This window comes from Vibrio sp. VP6 (assembly GCF_028823755.1).
Classification (GTDB): domain Bacteria; phylum Pseudomonadota; class Gammaproteobacteria; order Enterobacterales; family Vibrionaceae; genus Vibrio; species Vibrio parahaemolyticus.
The window spans coordinates 101,851-121,548 of record NZ_JAPEID010000007.1; the positions used below are offsets into that span (position 1 = coordinate 101,851).

Genomic DNA, 19,698 nt, shown 5'->3' on the forward strand with positions numbered 1-19,698 from the left:
GGTGTGTCAGTTTTTCTCGGGAATGAGAAACACGAATTGACCAGAGAAAACAACAGGAGTATCACTCCAATTTCCTTCCGACTTTATTAGAGGAAAGCATTTGGAACACATTAACGCTTTACTCATATCCATGAAGCCTCTGCTGGAGCAGTACGGCTACCTTGCGCTTATTGTCAGCATCTTTTTTGAAGGTATTGGCATTCCCATGCCTGGGCAATCTTTGATGATCGCAGCGTCAATTCTGGCCTCAGAGCAAGTCATGAATCTGAGTATGGTTATGGTTATATCTTGGCTCAGCTGCTTTTTAGGCAATACTTGTGGCTACTTACTTGGCTACTACTTTGAAGGATGGCTAGATAAAAAAGGTTACATCTCTGGCCCTAAAATGCAGAAACTCCAAATCACCATTCAAAAATATGGCCCTGCTTGTTTGGTGGTCAGCCGATTTATTGAGGGGATGAAGCAATTTATGCCTCTGGCGTGTGGGATAGCAAAAATGCCACGCAGAGAGTTTTTACTCGGCAACGCACTCGCTGCCACCATTTGGGTTTTGGTGTTCAGTTTACTTACGCATTTTGCTTTTGAGCACCTCAGCGCACTCAGCCATTTATATAGCCACTACAAATACGCAATCTGGGCGAGCGCCGCAGTTGTGTTCGCATTGATGCTCCTAGGCTTACTCAAGCGAAAAAAAACAAAATCGTCGCTATAAATGCACTTTCAATAAAGGCTCTTGGTATCAGTAAGATAGATGCCATGAGCTTTTTTCTTTCATCCAAATACAAAAATTACGCAGCCATTTAGACGTCTAGACGTTGACAATAAAAGTCGGTGAGATTAGTCTGCTCACTTCTCTTATTATTATCTTTGTCGTTTACATGTCCGGTTCCCAACAAACTACTAAAACAGTTGCACCGTCTGCGGTCGCACTGATCCCATTGATCGTATTCCTTGCGCTATTTATTGGCGTAGGCACGTACTTATCTTTGCAAGGCGTTGAATTTGCCTTCTACCAGCTGCCAGCACCCATCGCGGTATTACCAGCCATCATCATTGCGTTTCTTCTCAGCAAAGAGAAACTTAACCGCTCTATCGAACATTTTATGCGTGGTGTTGGTCATCAAGACATCATCGCAATGTGCATGATCTACTTGTTAGCAGGTGCGTTTGCTGCCGTTGCAAAGGCTTCTGGCGGTGTCGATGCTACCGTAAACTTAGGTCTATCTGCCATTCCGACCAGCATGATTCTGCCTGGTATTTTCATGATCTCAGCCTTCATTGCGACAGCGATGGGCACTTCGATGGGCACCATCGCTGCCGTTGCACCTGTGGCTTTGGGCATTGCTCAATCTGCAGGCATGAGCTTGCCATTAACCGCTGGTGTTGTGCTCAGCGGCGCGATGTTTGGTGATAACCTTTCTATCATCTCTGACACCACCATCGCGGCAACACGCTCTCAGGGCTGTGAAATGAAGGACAAGTTCAAAGAGAACATCCGCATTGCACTGCCAGCAGCACTGGTTGCTATGGGTATTTTTGCGTTCAACAGCACTGCGACTCAAGTGCCAGAGACTGGCCCAATTGAATGGTTAAAAGTGCTACCGTACGTCACCATTTTGATTTTGGCGGTTTCAGGGCTTAACGTATTTGTTGTGCTGACTATCGGTATTTTACTGGCGGGTGGCGTAAGCTTGGTTTCGATTGACGACTACGGTCTAACGAACCTAGCGCAAGACGTGTACAGCGGTTTTGGCAACATGCAGGAAATCTTCCTACTATCGATGCTGATTGGTGGTCTGAGTGAATTGATGCGTCGTCAAGGCGGTCTTGCTTTCCTAACCAACTTAGTGAGCAGCATGATCCACGCGTTTGGCTCTAGCCATTCAAAACACGCGAACAGCCGCGCAAGTGAGCTAGGTATCGCGGGCTTGGTTTCTATGGTGAATGGTTGCACGGCAAACAATACGGTCGCTATCATCGTATCAGGTAGCGTAGCGCGTCAGTTGGCGGAAGAGAACAATGTCTCTCCTCGTCGCTCAGCAAGCTTGTTGGATATTTTCTCGTGCGTGGTACAAGGCATTTTGCCTTACGGCGCGCAAGTATTGTTGCTAGGCTCAGTATTTAACCTTTCTCCATTAGAAGTGGTTGCCAACTCTTACTACTGTTTCGCGCTGGCAATTGCAGCCATTGTGGCGGTGTTTATCAAACACCCAGCACGCCAACCTGCAGTGCAAACCGAAAACTAACGACAAATACCAAAAAGCTTGCTTTCCGTTCTTCTTTATTTTCTTTGCTTCAAACAGATTCACTTTAAAACTGAACGCAAACTTTGCGCACTGTGTAAAGGAATCGCGAAGCAATGCGCCACATCGCGTAGAGCTTCCACCTGAGCCGCGTTACTGATTGCTAATTCGCCTGCCACATCGAAGTGGTTATTCTCAAACCCCACTCTCACATCGAATCCAAGTAACATCGCACTCGCTAAACAGTCTTGCTCTCGCGCACCAAAAGCACAAATGGCACATCGAATTTCTTCCTCGTCAAAACGCGCTAAATTCAAACCTCGTAAATCCCATGGCGAAGACTGTTGAGTTTGGTGATAACGCCCTAACACCACTAATGCATGCTGATGCGTTTTAGGTAACACGCCCGCATCGCGTAGTTGGAAATAACGTTCAATGTCGGTTGTATCGTAGAGAATAATTTGGCTCACGATGCTGTTCTCTGCCAACCAATGGAAAAAGGCATGCCTTTCTTTCTCACTTGCGCGATCGGGGATTAACTCCCTCAATGCGAAAGAAGCCGCTTCAGGTTTCACAGCTTTAACTAACGCCCGCTGTTGTGGCGGAGAATATAAACCCACCGCCTCTGTAGTGAGCTGAACCATCATGGTTTCTCCCACCGCTTCTTTCACGGCATGGTAAATTGCCATGTTGTCGTCGATGTCTAATGAATGACGTCCGTTGGCGTCTCTAGCATGCAAATGGATCATGGCAGCTCCTGCCGTTTGACAAGCGATAGCCTCTTCAACCAGTTCGTCTTTTGTCATGGGTAAGTTGGCGTGATCGTGCTTAGTTTTTCTAGCACCGTTTGGGGCCACGATAATGGCGATAGGTTCTCGCAAATATTGGTTTGCTACTTCCATGTCTCCGCCACCTCTTTTAACGTCAGTGAGAGTTTACCGACTAGTTCATCAATATGATGAGACTGAATAATGAATGGCGGTGCGAGCAAAATATGGTGCCCATTAACGCCATCAATCGTTCCGCCCATTGGGTAGCACATTAAGCCATTTTCCATTGCTCGCTGTTTGATGCGTTTGTCTGCCAATGTGGCTTTACTCAGAGGCGACTTGCTTTCTTTATCCGCCACCAGCTCAATGCCAAAAAACAAGCCTTTACCACGAATGTCGCCAATGTACGGTAAATGGGCCAATACAGAAGTAAGCTCATTACGCAGCAAAGCACTTTGCCGATTAACCGCCGTTAATAAATCATCTTGGAAGATGGTTTGAATGGTTGCCACGGCAGCAGCGCACGCCACAGGGTGCGCCATAAAAGTATGACCATGTTGGAAAAAACCGCTTCCATCGGCAATAGCTTGGTAGACTCGATCATTCGCAACCACCGCACCAATAGGTTGATAACCCGCACCAAGCCCTTTAGCCATACACACCAGATCGGGTTCTGCCTCTTCCTGCTCAAACGCAAAAAAACTGCCACTGCGTCCAACGCCACACATGACTTCATCCAAGATCAATAACACATCGTATTGGTCGCATATTTCGCGAATACGCTTGAAATAACCTTGCGTTGCAGGCACAGCTCCAGCGGTGGCTCCCACAATAGGCTCGGCGACAAAAGCCATGACATTGTCAGCCCCCAACTCAAGAATTTTTGCCTCTAGTTCATTCGCCGCTCGCAATGAGTAACCCAATTCCGACTCATGACTCTGCTGATAACGATAAGCATAGCAAGGGGCAATGTGATGACTCGGATGCAAGATAGGTTTGAACGGTTCACGTCGCCATTCATTACCACCGACCGCCAGAGCTCCCAACGTATTGCCGTGATAACTTTGCTGACGCGCAATGAATTGCTTCTTCTCTGGCTTACCTGATTCCACAAAATACTGCCGCGCCATTTTTAGTGCCGACTCCACCGCTTCTGATCCGCCACTGACTAAATACACATGGTTGAACTGCTCAGGCATATGCTGACAAATCAATTCCGCTAGTCGCTCACTGCTGTCACTAGTAAAAAATCCAGTATGAGCAAACGGCACTCGCTCGAGCTGTTCCAACATGGCTTTTTTAACGGCTTGATGACTGTGGCCAAGGTTTGATACCGCAGCGCCGCCACAAGCATCGAGGTACTGTTTTCCTTGTTTATCGAATAGATAAACACCTTCACCTTTATCGATGATTGGCAGCGTGGCATGGCAATGACGGTGAAATACGTAAGACATTTGAGTCCCTTCCAATGTGTAAGATTTGCACACATCATCAGGAACAACCCCAAATGCGACAAGGGAATAAATTTCACCCACCATGAGCTTTTGGAATACCACAACCCAAAAACACTAAAACCTTTGATATTTAAACAATAAAACAAAAACTGGCCAGCTTTTTTAAAGGCTGGCCTATGGGTAACCAAAAGCTAAAAAAGAATCGTTTTACGCGTTTAGTGCCTGTTCTAAATCGGCTAGGATATCGTCAATATGCTCAATACCTACAGATAAACGAATCATCTCTGGTGACACACCAGCTTGTTTTTGTTCTGCTTCGCTCAACTGACGATGAGTCGTCGATGCTGGATGACAAGCCAATGATTTTGCATCGCCAATGTTCACCAAACGCTTAAAGATTTTCAGAGCGTCATAAAAGCGCACTCCGGCTTCATAACCGTCTTTTAAACCAAACGACAAAATCGCAGAAGGCTTACCTTTCATGTATTTTTCAGCGAGGTTGAAGTGTGCTGAACTCGGCAAGCCGGCATAACTCACCCAACTGACTTTGTCATGCTGTTCCAAGAATTCAGCCACTTTGAGTGCATTCTCAGTATGGCGTTCCATACGCAGCGGTAACGTTTCTAGCCCTTGCATAAGCATAAATGCATTCATCGGTGATAATGCCGAACCGGTATTACGCAATGGTACGGTACGCGCGCGCCCGATAAATGCTGCCTCACCAAACGCTTCGGTATACACCACGCCGTGGTAAGAAGGTTCTGGTTGGTTGAAAACGGGAAAGCGGCCTTTGTGCTGCGCCCAAGGGAATTTACCGGAATCCACAATCACGCCACCCAATGTGGTGCCATGCCCACCAACGTATTTAGTGAGAGAGTGAACTACGATATCCGCACCGAACTCGATGGGTTTGCACAGCACTGGCGTCGCGACGGTGTTATCCACAATCACAGGCACACCTTGTGCGTGAGCAAGCTCCGCCACACGTTCTAAATCAATGATATTACCCGCAGGGTTACCAATACTCTCGCAGTACACCGCTTTGGTATTTTCATCAATTAACTCGGCCAAACTTTCTGGCTTGTCATCTTTGGCAAACTTCACCTGAATCCCCTGATTTGGCAACATGTGCGCAAACAAGGTGTAAGTACCGCCATAAAGTTGCGGCGTAGAGACGATGTTATCGCCCGCTTGCGCTAAGGTCAGAATCGCATAGTTAATCGCTGCACTCCCCGCACTCACGACCAATCCAGCAATGCCGCCTTCTAACGCTGCCATGCGTTTTTCCAGAACATCGTTAGTCGGATTCATGATGCGAGTGTAGATATTACCCGGCACTTCCAAGTTAAACAGATCAGCGCCGTGCTGCGCGTTATCAAACTCGTACGCGACCGTTTGATAAATCGGTGTCGCGACAGATTTAGTGGTAGGGTCAGTTTCGTAACCAAAATGGATGGATAGCGTTTCGTCTTTCATGTTCTTCCTTGAGCGTCATCGAGATAAATCGTGGACTTATCATGCCGACTTTTTAACCACAGAACGTCGTTATGGGTCACATTGCCCAAGCCCAGAAACGTTTATGAAATGGGAAAAGGTAACATTTTTGATATTCATCGATAGGTATAACTTGCGCTTGATTGAAAGTCTTTAATCTTGTTGATAATCCTCCTTCAATATGAACTAAAGTGAATTTGACCTATTGAGTTCTCAAACTCATTGAGATGGGAGCAATAGGCAAAAAACTTACTCTGTATGGAGATGACCGATGAACAAAAACTGGATCCCCATTGCCCTATCTGGGCTTGCTTTAACGGGGTGTTTTTCTGAAGAAGCGAAAGAAGTAGAAGCCGTCGCCGAGCCACTCAAAGTAACCGCCGCAGACAAAATTTATTATGGTGGCGACATCCTAACCATGGCAGACGATAAGCCAGAGTACGCCGAAGCCGTCGCGACATTAGGCGAGAAAATCATTTATGTCGGCAGCAAAGATGGAGCGATGGAACACAAGTTCGGTAAAACACAGTTGGTCGACTTAAAAGGCAAAACTATGTTGCCTGGCTTTGTTGATCCGCACAGTCATGTGTATGGTGTTGGTCTGCAAGCCATGGTCGCAAACGTGCTGCCATCTCCTGATGGCGAAGCCGATACCGTTGCGAAAATCATCGAAACTCTGAAAAATGCCGAGAACAATAATACGCAACGCCTATTCATTGAGAAAACCGGATGGATTTTAGGTTTTGGTTACGACGACGCCCAACTGGATTACTACCCTACCAAAGCGGATCTCGATAAAGTCAGCACAGATAAGCCTGTATTGATCATTCACACTTCGGGGCATTTGAGTGTCGCAAACAGTAAAGCCTTAGAGCTAGCAGGCATCACATCAGAATCGGAAGATCCAAAAGGTGGCATTATCCGCCGAATGGAAAACAGCCAAGAACCAAATGGTGTCCTAGAAGAAAACGCGCACTTTGCAATGCTGTTCAACCTCAATAAGTTGATTGATTCTGAACTTCAAGATCGCATGTTAGAAGCCTCGCAAGGTTTGTACGCGAAATATGGCTATACCACGGCTCAAGAAGGACGAGCAACATCAGAAGGTTATGAAGCGATGAAACGCGCGTCGAAAAACGACAAGCTGATGATCGACTTGGTTGCGTACGCCGATATGGTATCGAGCAGTGATTTTATGGACTCGGAATACAACACGCCAGAGCACACAAACCATTTCCGTATCGGTGGCGTAAAGCTGAACTTTGATGGCTCTCCACAAGGTAAAACGGCATGGCTAAGTCAGCCTTACTTCCACCCGCCACATGGACAAGATAAAGACTACGCTGGCTACCCAACCTTTGAAGATCAACAAGCTTACGATTACGTAGAAACGGCCTTTAAAAATGAATGGCAAGTGCTGACGCATGCCAATGGTGACGCTGCGATCGAGCAATTTATCAACGCAGTGACCAAAGCAAATGAAAAGCTAGGAAAACAAGACCGCCGACCTGTACTCATTCACGGCCAAACCATGCGCCAAGACCAAGTGGATCGCTTAGCGGCGCAAGGCATCTTCCCTTCTCTATTCCCAATGCATACTTTTTATTGGGGTGACTGGCATGTGGACTCGGTGCTCGGCCATCCTCGTGCCGATTTCATTTCACCAACTCAAGCGGTGAGAAAGGCAGGGTTAAAGTTCAGTACTCACCATGACGCACCTGTTGCGCTGCCAAGTTCATTCCGAGTATTGGATGCGACCGTCAATCGCACCACCAGAACTGATAAAGTACTGGGTGCAGATCAGCGCGTTGACACCTACACCGCGCTGCAAGCCATGACCATTTGGCCAGCTTACCAACACTTTGAGGAGTCGTATAAAGGTTCTATCGAAGTAGGTAAGAATGCGGATTTAATCATCCTCGATAACAACCCGATGAAGATTGAACCTAAGGCGCTAAAAGACCTAAACGTGGAAGAAACAATCAGCAGAGGTCAATCGGTTTATCAACGACAGTAATCCAAAATAAAACACCGCTGTTTTCTATCTGACTCACCAAGCACTTTATCTATTTGCTCGCCACTAGCTTCGCTAACCAAGTAGGAAACTTTTCGTATTTAAGAATAAACCACACCTAAGCAAAGGAGGATTAATCAAAATCAGAAGGTCGTTTTGAGGGCGGCTTTAACAGCCTGATTCAACTTACTTAGCACCAATTCAAACACCCAACGAATAAAGGAATAAGTAAATTTGATCGCGATATTTGCACCTTTCCCCGCAAATACCAACATGTGGCCAAGTAAACCTTTTACGCGTTCAGAAAATTCGCTAGAGAGTTCTGAAATTTTGACGATTGAACGAGCAATCGCGTCATATATAGTAGCAATAGCAGAACCTACATTTTGCAGGGCAAAGACTGACGCCGCAGCCCCACCATCAACTAACAACGTAAGGAGCGCTGCCGAGATCTTATCTGCCCAATCAGCAGAAGGTGTGGCTTGAAGTCGATTCTCATAGTTTAAAACTACGCGTTTAAAAGTGGAGCTTGCCTTTTGAAAGCCAAGGCTATCCCAGGTTGCAGTCTGTGTATAAGAACTGTACTCCGCCATAAAATGTGCGCTAGGAAAAAGACCTTGAGCACGATTCAATATGTACTCCGAACCATCATAAGGCACATGATAAAAAGGCCATACTGGCGCTTTTGTTACGGGGTCCGCACCATTGACACAACGGAAGTGAGTCGATATTCGAGATGATGAGTTGATCGAAAAAGATTTCATTCCGACTCTTGGTGAGCCAAAAGTATATAAGTTAACTCTGCCTTTAAACTCTGGAGAAGCAGAAATCCAATTAGCAACCAGAGTCGCTAATGCACCACCTAAACTGTGTCCAACACAATGTATAGTACCGTTAGCGGTTACCGGATTATCACGAAGAAAACGAGTTAAACCTTTTCTCATAGAATAGAACGTAGTTTGGAATCCCGAATGGACGGTCTCTCCGGTATCTGTTCCTTTCCCGCTACACGTTAAGTCGGTAATCCCATCAGCTAATCCTGCTGTACCTCTAAAAGCTAAGACAAGGTCATTTTTATAACGCTCACTTTTTCCCTTTCCTAGCAGAGCAAACCCTGTTTCAGGACGAAAGAAAAAACCACCACTTGTACCTACCGCTACTTTTGAAAAACCAAAGTGATTATCAACAACAGCTGGCAGTTTCACACGTTCAAGATTGTGCTTCACTTCGTATGCAATATTACATAGTTCACTCGCCATAAATGGAGAAATAGTGCTCATTAGTTGTTTTTCCTTACTCTTTATTTTTTCAATACGTGGGTATCAGTAGTTTCGTCATATTCGTATGTATTTATTCTCTCGCTATTCCAATCACATACAGAATGAACAGGAGTTCGCCTTGTGCTTTCTGGTGAAATATCAACTTCGTGGATTTGCTTGTTGTTCGATAACTCACAGTCAATATTCATCAGCATCCATCTCAATGAGTCTGCGCCTTCTGTTGGCACCCACGCCCCCCAGACTTCTTTCTTTTCAGACTCGCAATCAACGCAGACATATTGATACACCTTCAAACTCCCGCCAAATATGTCTCCGGGAGCTCGTGACCGAACAGTAACGCCAGGAAAGAAAAACTCACCTAGTTCATTGGTTTGGGCTTCATCCTTTAGCGTTTTTCCTTTTTTATATCCTTCATAAAAAAGTTCTCGATGAACCGTTAGCCCAACTTGTGGTTTACCATCAAGCTTAATAACACCACGTACTTCTGGTGACATTTCCACATCGTATTTTTTAAACGGCCAAAACATTGCACTTGCTCCTACCGAAAATAGAGCTAGGACCAATATAAGCGAGTTTTTTTTAGCCATAGCCTTTCTCTATCCATTAGTTATTTTCTAGGATGATATGGAAAAAGATGAGTAAGAGAGAGAAGTTAATAAAGTGAAGATAATTTGTGGGAAGTGGCTCAAGATAATATGTAATTAAGAAATTTATTTTTATTATTTCTTAAACACTTAAATCATCGTCGTGACTCAATCTGCTTCAAAATCCACTCTCTAAACCGCTCAGTTGACTGGCTTCTTGTATTCATGATCAAGTAATACCCAGCATTGGCAGGAATTGGGGCGAATGGAGAAACCAAACGTTTCGTCGTCAATTCATCCTCAATCAACGCCATGCGCGCCATCGCGATCCCGACTCCAGCTTCCGCCGCAGACATCGCCATGTCTGTTCGATTGAAAAAGTGACCGACATCGGTTTTAAAATCCAATCCCATTGCCGAAGCCCAATACAACCACTCATAGTCACGTGTCGCTTTTTCCCACGGCATCGCGTCGTGCAACAACGTAGCCGCTTGCCATTGATTCGCAGACATCGACGATGTTTGATCACCAAAAGGAGTTTTTAGCCACCGATGATCCTCAAGGTATTTAGGGCTCATCACTGGCAGCAATTTTTCATCGAGAATCAACTCGGCATCATGGTCTCGATAAGGGTGAAGACCGTAGTCAATGGCGACGTCATAGTCTTTCAAATCGCTGTTGACTAGCGCTCCTTCCGCAAAGATCTGCACTTGAATTTCTGGGTTCTCTAGTTGAAAGCTTTCGAGTTTAGGCACTAGCCACTTAAAGGCGAATGAGGGAGTGAGCTTCAAGCGAACCTCATTGATATGCTTTTCTACTCTCAGATCATCAAGCAACTTGCCTAACTCAGAGAAATGCAACTGCGTGGCTTGTTGCAGTTGTATTCCCTTTTCGGTGAGGCGGATCCCTCGAGAGTGGCGTTCAAAAAGAGTAAAACCTAACGACTCTTCTAAGTGGATTATTTGTTGGCTTACAGCTCCTGTCGTAAGGTGTAGTTGCTTAGCAGCCCCCGTAAAACTGGCATGTGCCGCCACTTGGTTAAACAACCATAAACCACTTATCACGTTACTTCTCATCACTAAGCCTATAGTTTTTCTAAACGCTGTATGTAATTTATATCGATTGTTAATAAAAGGTAAAGAAAAGAAACTAGCCGCTACTGATAAATGTGTGGAGTACCTCAATGGAAGTCATCGTATTAGGCAGCGGTGTTATCGGTTTAACCTCTGCTTGGTATTTATCTCAAGCAGGCTATCAAGTCACGGTCATCGATCGCCAACCAAGCAGCGCGATGGAAACAAGCTTTGCCAATGCAGGGCAAATTTCTTATGGCTACTCATCCCCATGGGCGGCTCCGGGTATCCCGCTCAAGGCGATCAAATGGCTGATGGAAGAACACGCTCCACTAAAAATAAAGCCGTCGCTCAGCACAGACATGATCAGTTGGGCAAGCAAGATGGTTGCGAACTGCACCTTGCCTCGCTATCAAATCAACAAAGCTCGCATGCTGTCTATCGCCAACCACAGCCGAGCTTGCTTAGAACAATTACGTAATGAGCACGCGATTGAATACCAAGGACGCCAGTTTGGTACCTTGCAAGTGTTCCGCACAACTCAACAGTTAACCGCAATCGAAAAAGACCTCAAGCTGCTTGAGCAAAGTGGTACTCGATTTGAGTTGATGGACGTTGAACAGTGCCTTCGACAAGAACCCGGTTTAGCGCTGGTTAAAGATAAAATCGTAGGCGGGTTGTATTTGCCTGATGATGAAACAGGTGACTGCTTTCAGTTTTGCCAACAGCTGACAGAACTTGCGAAAGCGCATGGTGTCACGTTTAAATTCAATACCGAAGTGAGTAATTGGGTTACTGTAGGCAAAAAGATCATAGGTGTCCAAACGAACCATGGTTTGTTTAAGGCAGACCAATTTGTCGTTGCTTCTGGTAGCTTTTCCACTGCGCTTTTAAAGCAGCTCGATATTGATATTCCAGTGTATCCGGTTAAAGGATATTCACTGACGCTACCGATAGAAAATGAAGAATACGCACCGCGCTCTACTGTCATGGATGAGACTTACAAAGTCGCTATGACTCGATTTGATGACCGCATACGAGTGGCTGGCACCGCTGAACTTGCAGGTTTCGACCCATCCTTGCCACAAAAGCGCAAAAACACGATTGAGATGGTGGTTCGCGATTTGTTCCCTAGCGGCGGTGATTTCAGCCAAGCAGAATTCTGGACAGGATTTCGCCCAATGACGCCAGATGGCACACCAATCATAGGTGCAACGCCATACGACAACCTCTTTACTAATACCGGGCATGGGACGTTAGGGTGGACAATGGCATGTGGTTCAGGGCACTTATTAGCCAATATCATGACAGGTGAAAAAGCCAAAATCATGGAGAACTCAGAGCTCAACTTACTTCGTTACGCGTAAATAATCGCACAAAAATCAAACAGACCTTTATTCCACATACTGCATAGTAGTTAGCATTTTTAACTCATCGAATATGCAGCACATTAAAATGACAACGTGCTGCATATTTAATCAAACCAATTAATTCCCCATCTAATTGCGCACAATAATCAACTAGAACCAAATTTTAACAACATCAAGCCATTCTGTGCCCACCATCACGCTATAAACGATTTATAGACAAAAAAGTTAACAATTGCATTACAAAAAGGGTAATGTATTGTTTGAAAAATAACCACAAACACAACTAACAGGGAAAATACTCATGCAGTCATTAGTTGATTTTCTGAATGGAATTATCTGGAGCCCAGTACTGATCTACCTGTGTCTTGGGGCGGGTTTGTTCTATTCGATCATGACACGCTTTGTGCAGATTCGTCATTTCTTTGAGATGTGGCGCTTGCTACTTTCGGGCAAAAGTTCAACCAAGGGGATCTCATCATTTCAGGCGCTTGCCGTTTCGCTATCTGGCCGTGTAGGTACAGGTAACATTGCCGGTGTTGCTGCGGCTATCGGCTTTGGTGGCCCTGGCGCCGTATTCTGGATGTGGGTTGTTGCCTTCTTTGGCGCAGCAACAGCATATGCAGAATCCACTCTCGCTCAAATCTACAAAGAAGAAGATGAAGGTGAATTCCGTGGCGGCCCTGCTTACTACATCGAAAAGGCAATGGGGCAAAAATGGTACGCATGGATCTTTGCTATCTCGACCATCTTTGCGTGTGGTGTGCTACTTCCTGGCGTTCAATCCAACAGTATTGGTAACGCGGTAGAAGCAGCATTTGGCTCTGGTGACATGATCGAAACCGCTATTGGTACCTTCAGTTTTGCTAAAATTTTCACTGGTACGGTTGTCTGTGTCATTCTTGCCTTCATCATCTTTGGTGGCGTAAAGCGTATTGCGAACTTCACTCAGATCGTTGTGCCATTCATGGCATTGGCGTACATCATCACCGCTTTCGTTATCATTCTTCTAAACATCGGTGAAATCCCACGCATTATCGGCATGATCCTAGGAGACGCGTTCACTCCTATGGCTGGTGTTGGTGCTGCCATTGGTTGGGGTGTTAAACGTGGTGTTTACTCAAATGAAGCAGGCCAAGGTACCGGCCCTCACGCAGCAGCGGCAGCAAGCGTTGATCATCCTGCACAGCAAGGTCTGGTTCAATCATTCTCAATCTACATCGATACACTACTAGTATGTTCGGCAACTGCGTTTATGATTCTTATCACAGGGGCGTACAACGTACACGGTGCGGTTGAAGGTGCATTCCTTGTGCAAAACCTACCAGCCGATATTGGGGCCAATGGTCCAGTATTCACGCAAATGGCGATTGAAAGTGCTCTACCTGGAGTTGGTAAACCGTTCATCGCTGTTGCACTGTTCTTCTTCGCATTCACCACTATCTTGGCTTACTACTACATTGCAGAAACAAACATTGCCTACATTCGCCGTACCTTTAAAGTGAACGGTCTGATGTTTATCTTAAAACTGGTACTTATCTCAGCCGTGTTTTACGGTACAGTAAAAACCGCAAACCTAGCATGGGCGATGGGTGATGTTGGCGTAGGTTTGATGGCTTGGCTGAACATCGTGGGTATCTTGATCATCTTCTTTATGTCGAAGCCTGCTCTGAAAGCGCTAACCGACTACGAAGAACAACAGAAGCAAGGTGTCACAGAGTTTACGTTCAACCCAGTTGCGCTAGGTATCAAAGGGGCAGATTACTGGGAAGAGAAATACAAACGTAAAACGGGTCAAGCACCAACGACTGAAACTACCGCAACAGACACGGTAGAACAGCCTTCGACCTAAGTTTCTTTCCTTAAAAATAAGAAAAAGCAGTGGTCCGTTCTTCGGACACAACAAAGGGGTTAACCAGTGGTTAACCCCTTTTTATATCAGTCAGATTTGAAATCTTACTTGGTCGGATACACTTGCTTCCAATCGTTTTTCATATCAGCGATTAACCAACCTTTCGCTTTCGCTTCATCCAATCCTTTATCTAGCTTACCAATGCTAGAGGTGCGGTCATATTTCCACTCACGTTGGTCATCCGTGTGATGAACGTACATTGCTAAACGAGGACCAGTACCTGACGTCGTCCATTGCAGCATTTGTAGGTCACCATCTGAGTTGCCAAACGAAGCTATTGGGCGCTTACCAATGTGCTGATAAATTTGCTGCGGTTTTTCCGCTTTGTCGTTATTCACTTCAATGCCCGGTACGCGCTTAACTTGGTAACTACCATCAACATTAACGAACTCTGTAGATAGACGAGTACCAATGATACGCTCGGATGGGATGTTGTAGACATCCGTCGCCCAAGCTCGCATAAAGGCATTGCCACCACCAGACACAATGAAGTTTTTAAAGCCATTGCTATCAAGATAATCCAACAGTTCTAACATTGGTTGATACACCATGTCGGTGTATGGGCGGCCCGTTACGGGGTGCTTAGCCGTACTTATCCAAGCCTGTACAATAGAAGTGAACTCATCGCTGCTCATTCCTGAATGCGTTTTTTGCACCATAGTTAGAACATCTTCTAAGCTCAGCTTATCTATCTGCCCGCTTAACACTAGTGAGTATGGTTTAGTCGTCTTCCAATCAGGGTGGCTAGCCGCTTGCTCTTTAATTTGGTCGAGCATAAACAAGATTTGGAAGTACATCGGCTTTTCTGACCACAACGTTCCGTCGTTATCAAAAGTGGCAATACGATCTTGAGGAGCAACAAAATTGGGAGAGTTAGCGTCAGTAACATCACTGACAAATTGGATAATTGCTTGTTTGGTTTGACCGTCGTTCCACGAAGGCAATGGGTCACTATTTTGCGCCAAAAGCGGAAATGAAATCACCGCGACAGCGAGCGTAAAAACATTCAAGAGGTAATTTTTCATCAGTTGTAAACTCTTTATATAGGGGAGTTTAATAATGGAGCATTCTCGAAGAAAAAATTCGCTCTTGGTCACAACAATGTCTTATTCGGAATATTCCTACTTGAAAGCCCAAAAGATTCATAAAATTCAATGAAATAAAAAAGCGGACCTATTGGCCCGCTTTTTCAATGAGTTCGATTTAACGCTTAAGCTGCGACTGCTTCAACTTTACGAGCGATTTTTGCTTTACCTACAGGTAGAACTTCACGACCAAATTCGTTGTTTAGCACTTGCGCCATTGCGAAGTAAATTGCGCTTGCGCCACAGAAGATACCTTCGAAGCCAGCGATAGCACCGATAACTTCGCTACCAGTGAAATCACGAGCAGCAAGCAAGAAGAACAGGATAGTTAGAGAACCAAATACCACCTGCTTCGCTGTTGGGTAACATAGAGAACCAATGAACATGAAACCAGTGAAGATACCCCAAAGTGCTAGGTACCAACCCATAAAGCTTGCTGGGCTTGCAGGAAGACCCATGTGAGGCATTACGATTAGACCAACCAATGTTAGCCAAAATAGACCGTAAGAAGTAAACGCAGTTGTCCCGAACGTGTCGCCGCGTTTAAAGCACATGATGCCAACGATTACTTGGCTAAGGCCACCGTAAAAGATGCCCATCGCTAGAATCATAGAGTCAAGTGGGAAAAATCCTGCGTTATGAATGTTCAGCAGAATAGTGGTCATACCGAAACCCATCAGACCTAGCGGTGCTGGGTTAGCCAGTTTTGTCGACATGTACAAATACCTTTTTTCAAAAATGTTGATAAAAAATGCGCGCGAATTTTAATGGACACCCAATCAAAAGAGAAAAGCCGTTATTGAAAACTTAGATTCCACAAATAAGCAACAGCACAAATAAAAAAAGACCCTGCTAAAAAGCAGAGCCTTTATAAAGAGTTAAATTATTTATTGGCAGGAAATCTCATCCCAGAACCAGTTGCTCTGCGTTGGGCTTTCCCACACTCCAGGGCCGTTTTTTGCGACAAAGCATTTGTTTTGGTACGTCACTTTATCACCGTTAGCCACTTGAGTTACGCCTGGCTCCCACTGAATGAAGCTACCTGTTACTGGTGGCACTGGCTCAGTGACCGGAGGCTCTGGTTCTGTGACTGGCGGTTCTGGTTCAGTCACAGGTGGTTCAGGTTCCGTTGTTGGCGGCTCCGTAGGAGTGCCTGAAACCAACTTCCAAGGGTCTCCTTTCGTTGGCTCATTACCTTGTGACCACCATTTCGCTTCGTAAACAGCACCTTGGTAAGAAACTTGATCACCAGTGTTGTAGACTTTGCTTGAATCCCAAGCTGCCACGCCACCTACAGGCGGATCGACCGGATCTACAGGGTCTAACTTGTCAACCACACGAACTTCAGGCCAACCCGCATGAGATTGGTAGAAGTTAGTTACACACTTCTCGTAATCACCCGCAACTAGCGCAGAGTAAGCCGTTTGGAAACCAACCAACTCACATTCAAACGAATGGCCTCCAGGGCGATCTGAGTAGTATTTCCAGTTACCATCCCAGTTCGTGTAAAGCACGTCAGTTGCGCCATTTAGGTTTAGGCTGCCGTAAGGCGTTTGCTGCCAACAAGTGTTCTTCTCGTCAGCTTCAATTGGAATTTGGTAGTGTGCCGCCAAACCTTCCCAGTAACGGATACGGTTAACAGGCTGACCTTTATCCTTGTTTTGCTCACCACACTCAATACCACCATTGATCACGTTGATAGTGGTACCGAAGCCGTAACCAATGCCTGCATCAAGTTCACGTTGTGAAGGAACCCAAGTACGGTCAATTACATGTAGCATTGCTGGTTTAGGTGCTTGTGGGGTTAGGAAGAACCAGATAGCCGATGCCAAGTTCAGCCACGAATCCGCAACCAAACCTGGATTTTTCAGCAATACAGATGCATCACCATCAAACATCACTTCAGAGAACGCACCATAGTTAAAGTGGTAAGAAAGCTGTTTAGCACCACGTCCAAAGTAACCTTGTCCCGGTTCACATGGCCAACGTTTGTTTTGCCAGTCATTCTGACCACAACCTGTCGTGTAACCTTCTTGACCTTCTGACCAGCCCATTTCACGTACGTGAACCAAAGCTTGCTGCCACTCTTCCAATCCAAGAGGATTATCCGATACGTTATCAATCGAAATATGACCACCGGTTTCCTGTGCAAAGTGAGCAAAGGCTGTCACGATCGATTTTTTACAAATCGCATCCGAATCACGGCCATCAGTGTACTCACCACAGAATGCTGGGAATTTACCAATCGCACGTAGGAAACGCGTGTAAGTGTATTCTGGTGCTGCCATTTGAGTCAGGAAGTCCCACTCACTTTCAGGGAACACACGCTCTACACGCTTCACGTTTTCTGGGTTGGTTGCCGCTCCAGGAACAATCGCTTCAACGACTGAGTTAGGGCGCGTCTCTAGTGCTTGTGACCAAATGGCATACATAGGGTCAGAGGTTTTGCTTTGCTCCATAGCTTGAACGTCACCACGAGCAATGACATAACCATTCGGATTTTGCGGATCAGGCTGGATATTCATACTTGCATTCGCTTGTGCCGCTAGGACACAACTCAATGCAATAGGAAGATGTTTGAGTGCAAACATGTCTAGTCTCCGGGTTTAACAATACAATATACAAGGAATAACTAGACATATAGTGGATCATATATAAAAAACGCCGAGCGAAGTGAGTTCATTCTGCGAGACAAAATGAATAAATAAGTCCTTGCACACATTTTGTCACAAGAAAAATGTTACCTTGACTCAAAAGAAAAGCGGAGGCTGACTACGCCTCCGTTTGATGATATTTCTATCTCTATTACTCTGCTGAAACAGACTCAAGTTGCTCGGTTGGCTTCTGTTTTGATAGCACATAGTAAATAGCGAACTGAGCGACAATCGCCGCAAGTACAATCACAGGTGAGGCAGCAACGCCTGCCAAAAGAAAGCACCCAAGTGCAATCACGCCATTCAACACCGCGTAAGGCAACTGTGTACGGAAGTGCTCATATTGTTCACACCCTGCTCCTGTTGACGACAGAATCGTGGTTTCAGAGATTGGAGAACAGTGATCACCAAATAAACCGCCAGATAACACGGCACCAATGCAAACTAGCAAAGGAGCATCAATCGCAACGGCCGTTGGGATCACTAATGGCATCATGATGGCGAACGTGCCCCAAGATGATCCCGTAGCAAACGAGATAATACCGGCAAGCAAAAAAGCAACGGCTGGCAATAGCCAATACGGGAAACCGGCTTGAGCTTGTTCAGCAATATATGCAGCTGCACCTAATTCTTTCCCAACAGAGCTAAGCGCCCAAGCCAATACCAAGATAACCGCGACAGACATCATGTTTGACATGCCTTTGAGGTACACTTGGATACCATCGGAAAGCTTTCTGACGCCATAAAACGCCATCAGCGCAATTAGAGTGAAGGCCGCGAAGAAGTACGCCGAAGAGAGTGCAGCCCTAAACGTTGAGCCTGCCACTTTTTGAAATGGAAAACCGTGTGGCACCAGGATGGTACATAGAACCACCAGCATAACGAGCAAAGGTGCCCACACAAAACTGGATTTTGCATTTTTATGCGTAAACACATTCATCGACTCCTGCACTTTCCCAAAATCGGAACCCTGCTCTGCTAACTGCTCAGCCTTCGCCATCGGTCCGAAATCTAACTTGAAGAAAGAGACAATCGGCACAATCGCGATCGCAAGAAAGGCATAAAACTGATACGGGATCGCACCAATGAAAGCATCCCAGTCACTCATACTGACATTCAGGGCAGTAAACTCTTTTTGAATCAATCCCATGATGTAAACGCCCCACCCGATAAAAGGAATCAAGATTGCGACGGGAGAGGAAGTAGAATCGATAATGAAAGCTAATTTTTGGCGTGATACTTTTAACTTATCAAATAAAGGGCGAAAAACAGGGCCAACAATCAAGGGCGTACCAAGGTCTGAGAAGAAGATAACTACGCCGCCAAACCATGCCGAGATCTGAGCTTGGCATTTACTCGCCACCCATTGGGTAACCTTTTTAGCAAAGGCGACACCGCCGCCGGACTTTTCCATTAAAGCGACGAAACCACCAATAAACACTAATAACAAAATCACACCAGCGTTGTAGCTATCCGTAAGTTGCGGCAGTAGATAGCTTTTCATCAACGCACTAAACGAGTCTAGTGGTCCTTTTTCAACAAATGTCCCTTCAAGCATGGCGACGCCACTGACCACCCCGGCGAATAAACCAACGACGACATTTCTCGTAGTCAGCGCGAGGAAAAGAGTAATAAGGATGGGAATGAGAGAGGTAACGTCAGCCTGTTCCATAGCAATACCATTTTTAATATTTAAACAATAAAAATGAATATATATTTAATTTGGGCGTGTGTATATATTTCTCACGAAAAAGTTGAGCCACCTCTT

15 protein-coding genes are annotated in these 19,698 nt (G+C 45.6%); 5 read left to right on the forward strand and 10 right to left on the reverse strand.

Annotated elements, in window-relative coordinates; translation table 11 throughout:
- Positions 1-124: 124 nt before the first annotated feature.
- Positions 125-712: a DedA family protein gene (locus OU793_RS06930; RefSeq protein ID WP_047733863.1), complete on the forward strand. Its 588-nt coding sequence runs from the start codon at positions 125-127 to the stop codon at positions 710-712.
- 166 nt (positions 713-878) lie between these two features.
- Positions 879-2,246, forward strand: coding sequence for a Na+/H+ antiporter NhaC family protein (locus OU793_RS06935; RefSeq protein WP_005464256.1), 1,368 nt, complete (start codon positions 879-881; stop codon positions 2,244-2,246).
- A gap of 59 nt (positions 2,247-2,305) precedes the next feature.
- On the opposite strand, the gene OU793_RS06940 is transcribed toward OU793_RS06935, so the two are convergent.
- The 3 genes from OU793_RS06940 to OU793_RS06950 all read right to left on the reverse strand — a co-directional run bounded on the left by OU793_RS06940 (position 2,306) and on the right by OU793_RS06950 (position 5,943).
- The gene (locus tag OU793_RS06940; RefSeq protein ID WP_140103533.1) at positions 2,306-3,145 is read right to left on the reverse strand and encodes a 3-keto-5-aminohexanoate cleavage protein; all 840 of its coding nucleotides are present in this window, start codon (positions 3,143-3,145) and stop codon (positions 2,306-2,308) included.
- Positions 3,136-4,467, reverse strand: coding sequence for an aspartate aminotransferase family protein (locus tag OU793_RS06945; RefSeq protein ID WP_140103534.1), 1,332 nt, complete (start codon positions 4,465-4,467; stop codon positions 3,136-3,138). Before OU793_RS06945 ends, OU793_RS06940 begins: the two co-directional genes overlap by 10 nt.
- 207 nt (positions 4,468-4,674) lie before the next feature.
- Positions 4,675-5,943 carry an O-acetylhomoserine aminocarboxypropyltransferase/cysteine synthase family protein gene (locus OU793_RS06950; RefSeq protein WP_005496305.1) on the reverse strand — a complete coding sequence of 423 codons (1,269 nt, stop codon included), beginning with the start codon at positions 5,941-5,943 and terminating at the stop codon, positions 4,675-4,677.
- Positions 5,944-6,232: 289 nt separating this feature from the next.
- Between OU793_RS06950 and OU793_RS06955 the strand changes: the two genes are divergently transcribed.
- Positions 6,233-7,978 (forward strand): amidohydrolase, encoded by a 1,746-nt coding sequence (locus OU793_RS06955; RefSeq protein WP_140103536.1) that lies wholly within the window; start codon positions 6,233-6,235, stop codon positions 7,976-7,978.
- Between the two features lie 140 nt (positions 7,979-8,118).
- Here the strand turns inward: OU793_RS06955 and OU793_RS06960 are convergent, their stop codons facing one another.
- From OU793_RS06960 to OU793_RS06970, 3 genes are all read right to left on the reverse strand, one after another.
- Complete coding sequence (locus OU793_RS06960) at positions 8,119-9,255, reverse strand: lipase family protein (protein ID WP_005464246.1); 1,137 nt, start codon at positions 9,253-9,255, stop codon at positions 8,119-8,121.
- A gap of 20 nt (positions 9,256-9,275) precedes the next feature.
- The gene (locus OU793_RS06965) at positions 9,276-9,842 is read right to left on the reverse strand and encodes a DUF6795 domain-containing protein (protein WP_017448840.1); all 567 of its coding nucleotides are present in this window, start codon (positions 9,840-9,842) and stop codon (positions 9,276-9,278) included.
- 152 nt (positions 9,843-9,994) lie between these two features.
- On the reverse strand, positions 9,995-10,915 hold the full coding sequence (locus OU793_RS06970; RefSeq protein ID WP_180793918.1) for a LysR substrate-binding domain-containing protein: 921 nt from the start codon (positions 10,913-10,915) through the stop codon (positions 9,995-9,997).
- 107 nt (positions 10,916-11,022) lie between these two features.
- On the opposite strand from OU793_RS06970, the gene OU793_RS06975 reads away from it, so the two are divergent.
- Both OU793_RS06975 and OU793_RS06980 read left to right on the forward strand, forming a co-directional pair.
- Positions 11,023-12,279 carry a D-amino acid dehydrogenase gene (locus OU793_RS06975; protein ID WP_140103802.1) on the forward strand — a complete coding sequence of 419 codons (1,257 nt, stop codon included), beginning with the start codon at positions 11,023-11,025 and terminating at the stop codon, positions 12,277-12,279.
- A gap of 304 nt (positions 12,280-12,583) precedes the next feature.
- On the forward strand, positions 12,584-14,131 hold the full coding sequence (locus OU793_RS06980; protein ID WP_005464242.1) for a sodium:alanine symporter family protein: 1,548 nt from the start codon (positions 12,584-12,586) through the stop codon (positions 14,129-14,131).
- A gap of 104 nt (positions 14,132-14,235) precedes the next feature.
- Here the strand turns inward: OU793_RS06980 and OU793_RS06985 are convergent, their stop codons facing one another.
- From OU793_RS06985 to OU793_RS07000, 4 genes are all read right to left on the reverse strand, one after another.
- Positions 14,236-15,216, reverse strand: a complete 981-nt coding sequence (locus OU793_RS06985; protein WP_017448843.1) for an HAD family phosphatase — start codon at positions 15,214-15,216, stop codon at positions 14,236-14,238.
- 185 nt (positions 15,217-15,401) lie between these two features.
- The gene (locus OU793_RS06990) at positions 15,402-15,992 is read right to left on the reverse strand and encodes a GPR1/FUN34/YaaH family transporter (protein ID WP_005460258.1); all 591 of its coding nucleotides are present in this window, start codon (positions 15,990-15,992) and stop codon (positions 15,402-15,404) included.
- Between the two features lie 171 nt (positions 15,993-16,163).
- Positions 16,164-17,867, reverse strand: coding sequence for a chitinase (locus tag OU793_RS06995; protein ID WP_140103803.1), 1,704 nt, complete (start codon positions 17,865-17,867; stop codon positions 16,164-16,166).
- A 214-nt stretch (positions 17,868-18,081) separates the two neighbouring features.
- Positions 18,082-19,602: a Na+/H+ antiporter NhaC family protein gene (locus OU793_RS07000; protein WP_031381100.1), complete on the reverse strand. Its 1,521-nt coding sequence runs from the start codon at positions 19,600-19,602 to the stop codon at positions 18,082-18,084.
- Positions 19,603-19,698: the final 96 nt, after the last annotated feature.

Coding starts and splice junctions, on each gene's coding strand:
- OU793_RS06995 (WP_140103803.1), bottom strand. CDS start 17,867: ATGTTTGCACTCAAACATCTTCCTATTGCATTGAGTTGTGTCCTAGCG.
- OU793_RS06935 (WP_005464256.1), top strand. CDS start 879: ATGTCCGGTTCCCAACAAACTACTAAAACAGTTGCACCGTCTGCGGTC.
- OU793_RS06970 (WP_180793918.1), bottom strand. CDS start 10,915: ATGAGAAGTAACGTGATAAGTGGTTTATGGTTGTTTAACCAAGTGGCG.
- OU793_RS06980 (WP_005464242.1), top strand. CDS start 12,584: ATGCAGTCATTAGTTGATTTTCTGAATGGAATTATCTGGAGCCCAGTA.
- OU793_RS06945 (WP_140103534.1), bottom strand. CDS start 4,467: ATGTCTTACGTATTTCACCGTCATTGCCATGCCACGCTGCCAATCATC.
- OU793_RS06960 (WP_005464246.1), bottom strand. CDS start 9,255: ATGAGCACTATTTCTCCATTTATGGCGAGTGAACTATGTAATATTGCA.
- OU793_RS06965 (WP_017448840.1), bottom strand. CDS start 9,842: ATGGCTAAAAAAAACTCGCTTATATTGGTCCTAGCTCTATTTTCGGTA.
- OU793_RS06985 (WP_017448843.1), bottom strand. CDS start 15,216: ATGAAAAATTACCTCTTGAATGTTTTTACGCTCGCTGTCGCGGTGATT.
- OU793_RS06950 (WP_005496305.1), bottom strand. CDS start 5,943: ATGAAAGACGAAACGCTATCCATCCATTTTGGTTACGAAACTGACCCT.
- OU793_RS06990 (WP_005460258.1), bottom strand. CDS start 15,992: ATGTCGACAAAACTGGCTAACCCAGCACCGCTAGGTCTGATGGGTTTC.
- OU793_RS07000 (WP_031381100.1), bottom strand. CDS start 19,602: ATGGAACAGGCTGACGTTACCTCTCTCATTCCCATCCTTATTACTCTT.
- OU793_RS06940 (WP_140103533.1), bottom strand. CDS start 3,145: ATGGAAGTAGCAAACCAATATTTGCGAGAACCTATCGCCATTATCGTG.
- OU793_RS06975 (WP_140103802.1), top strand. CDS start 11,023: ATGGAAGTCATCGTATTAGGCAGCGGTGTTATCGGTTTAACCTCTGCT.
- OU793_RS06955 (WP_140103536.1), top strand. CDS start 6,233: ATGAACAAAAACTGGATCCCCATTGCCCTATCTGGGCTTGCTTTAACG.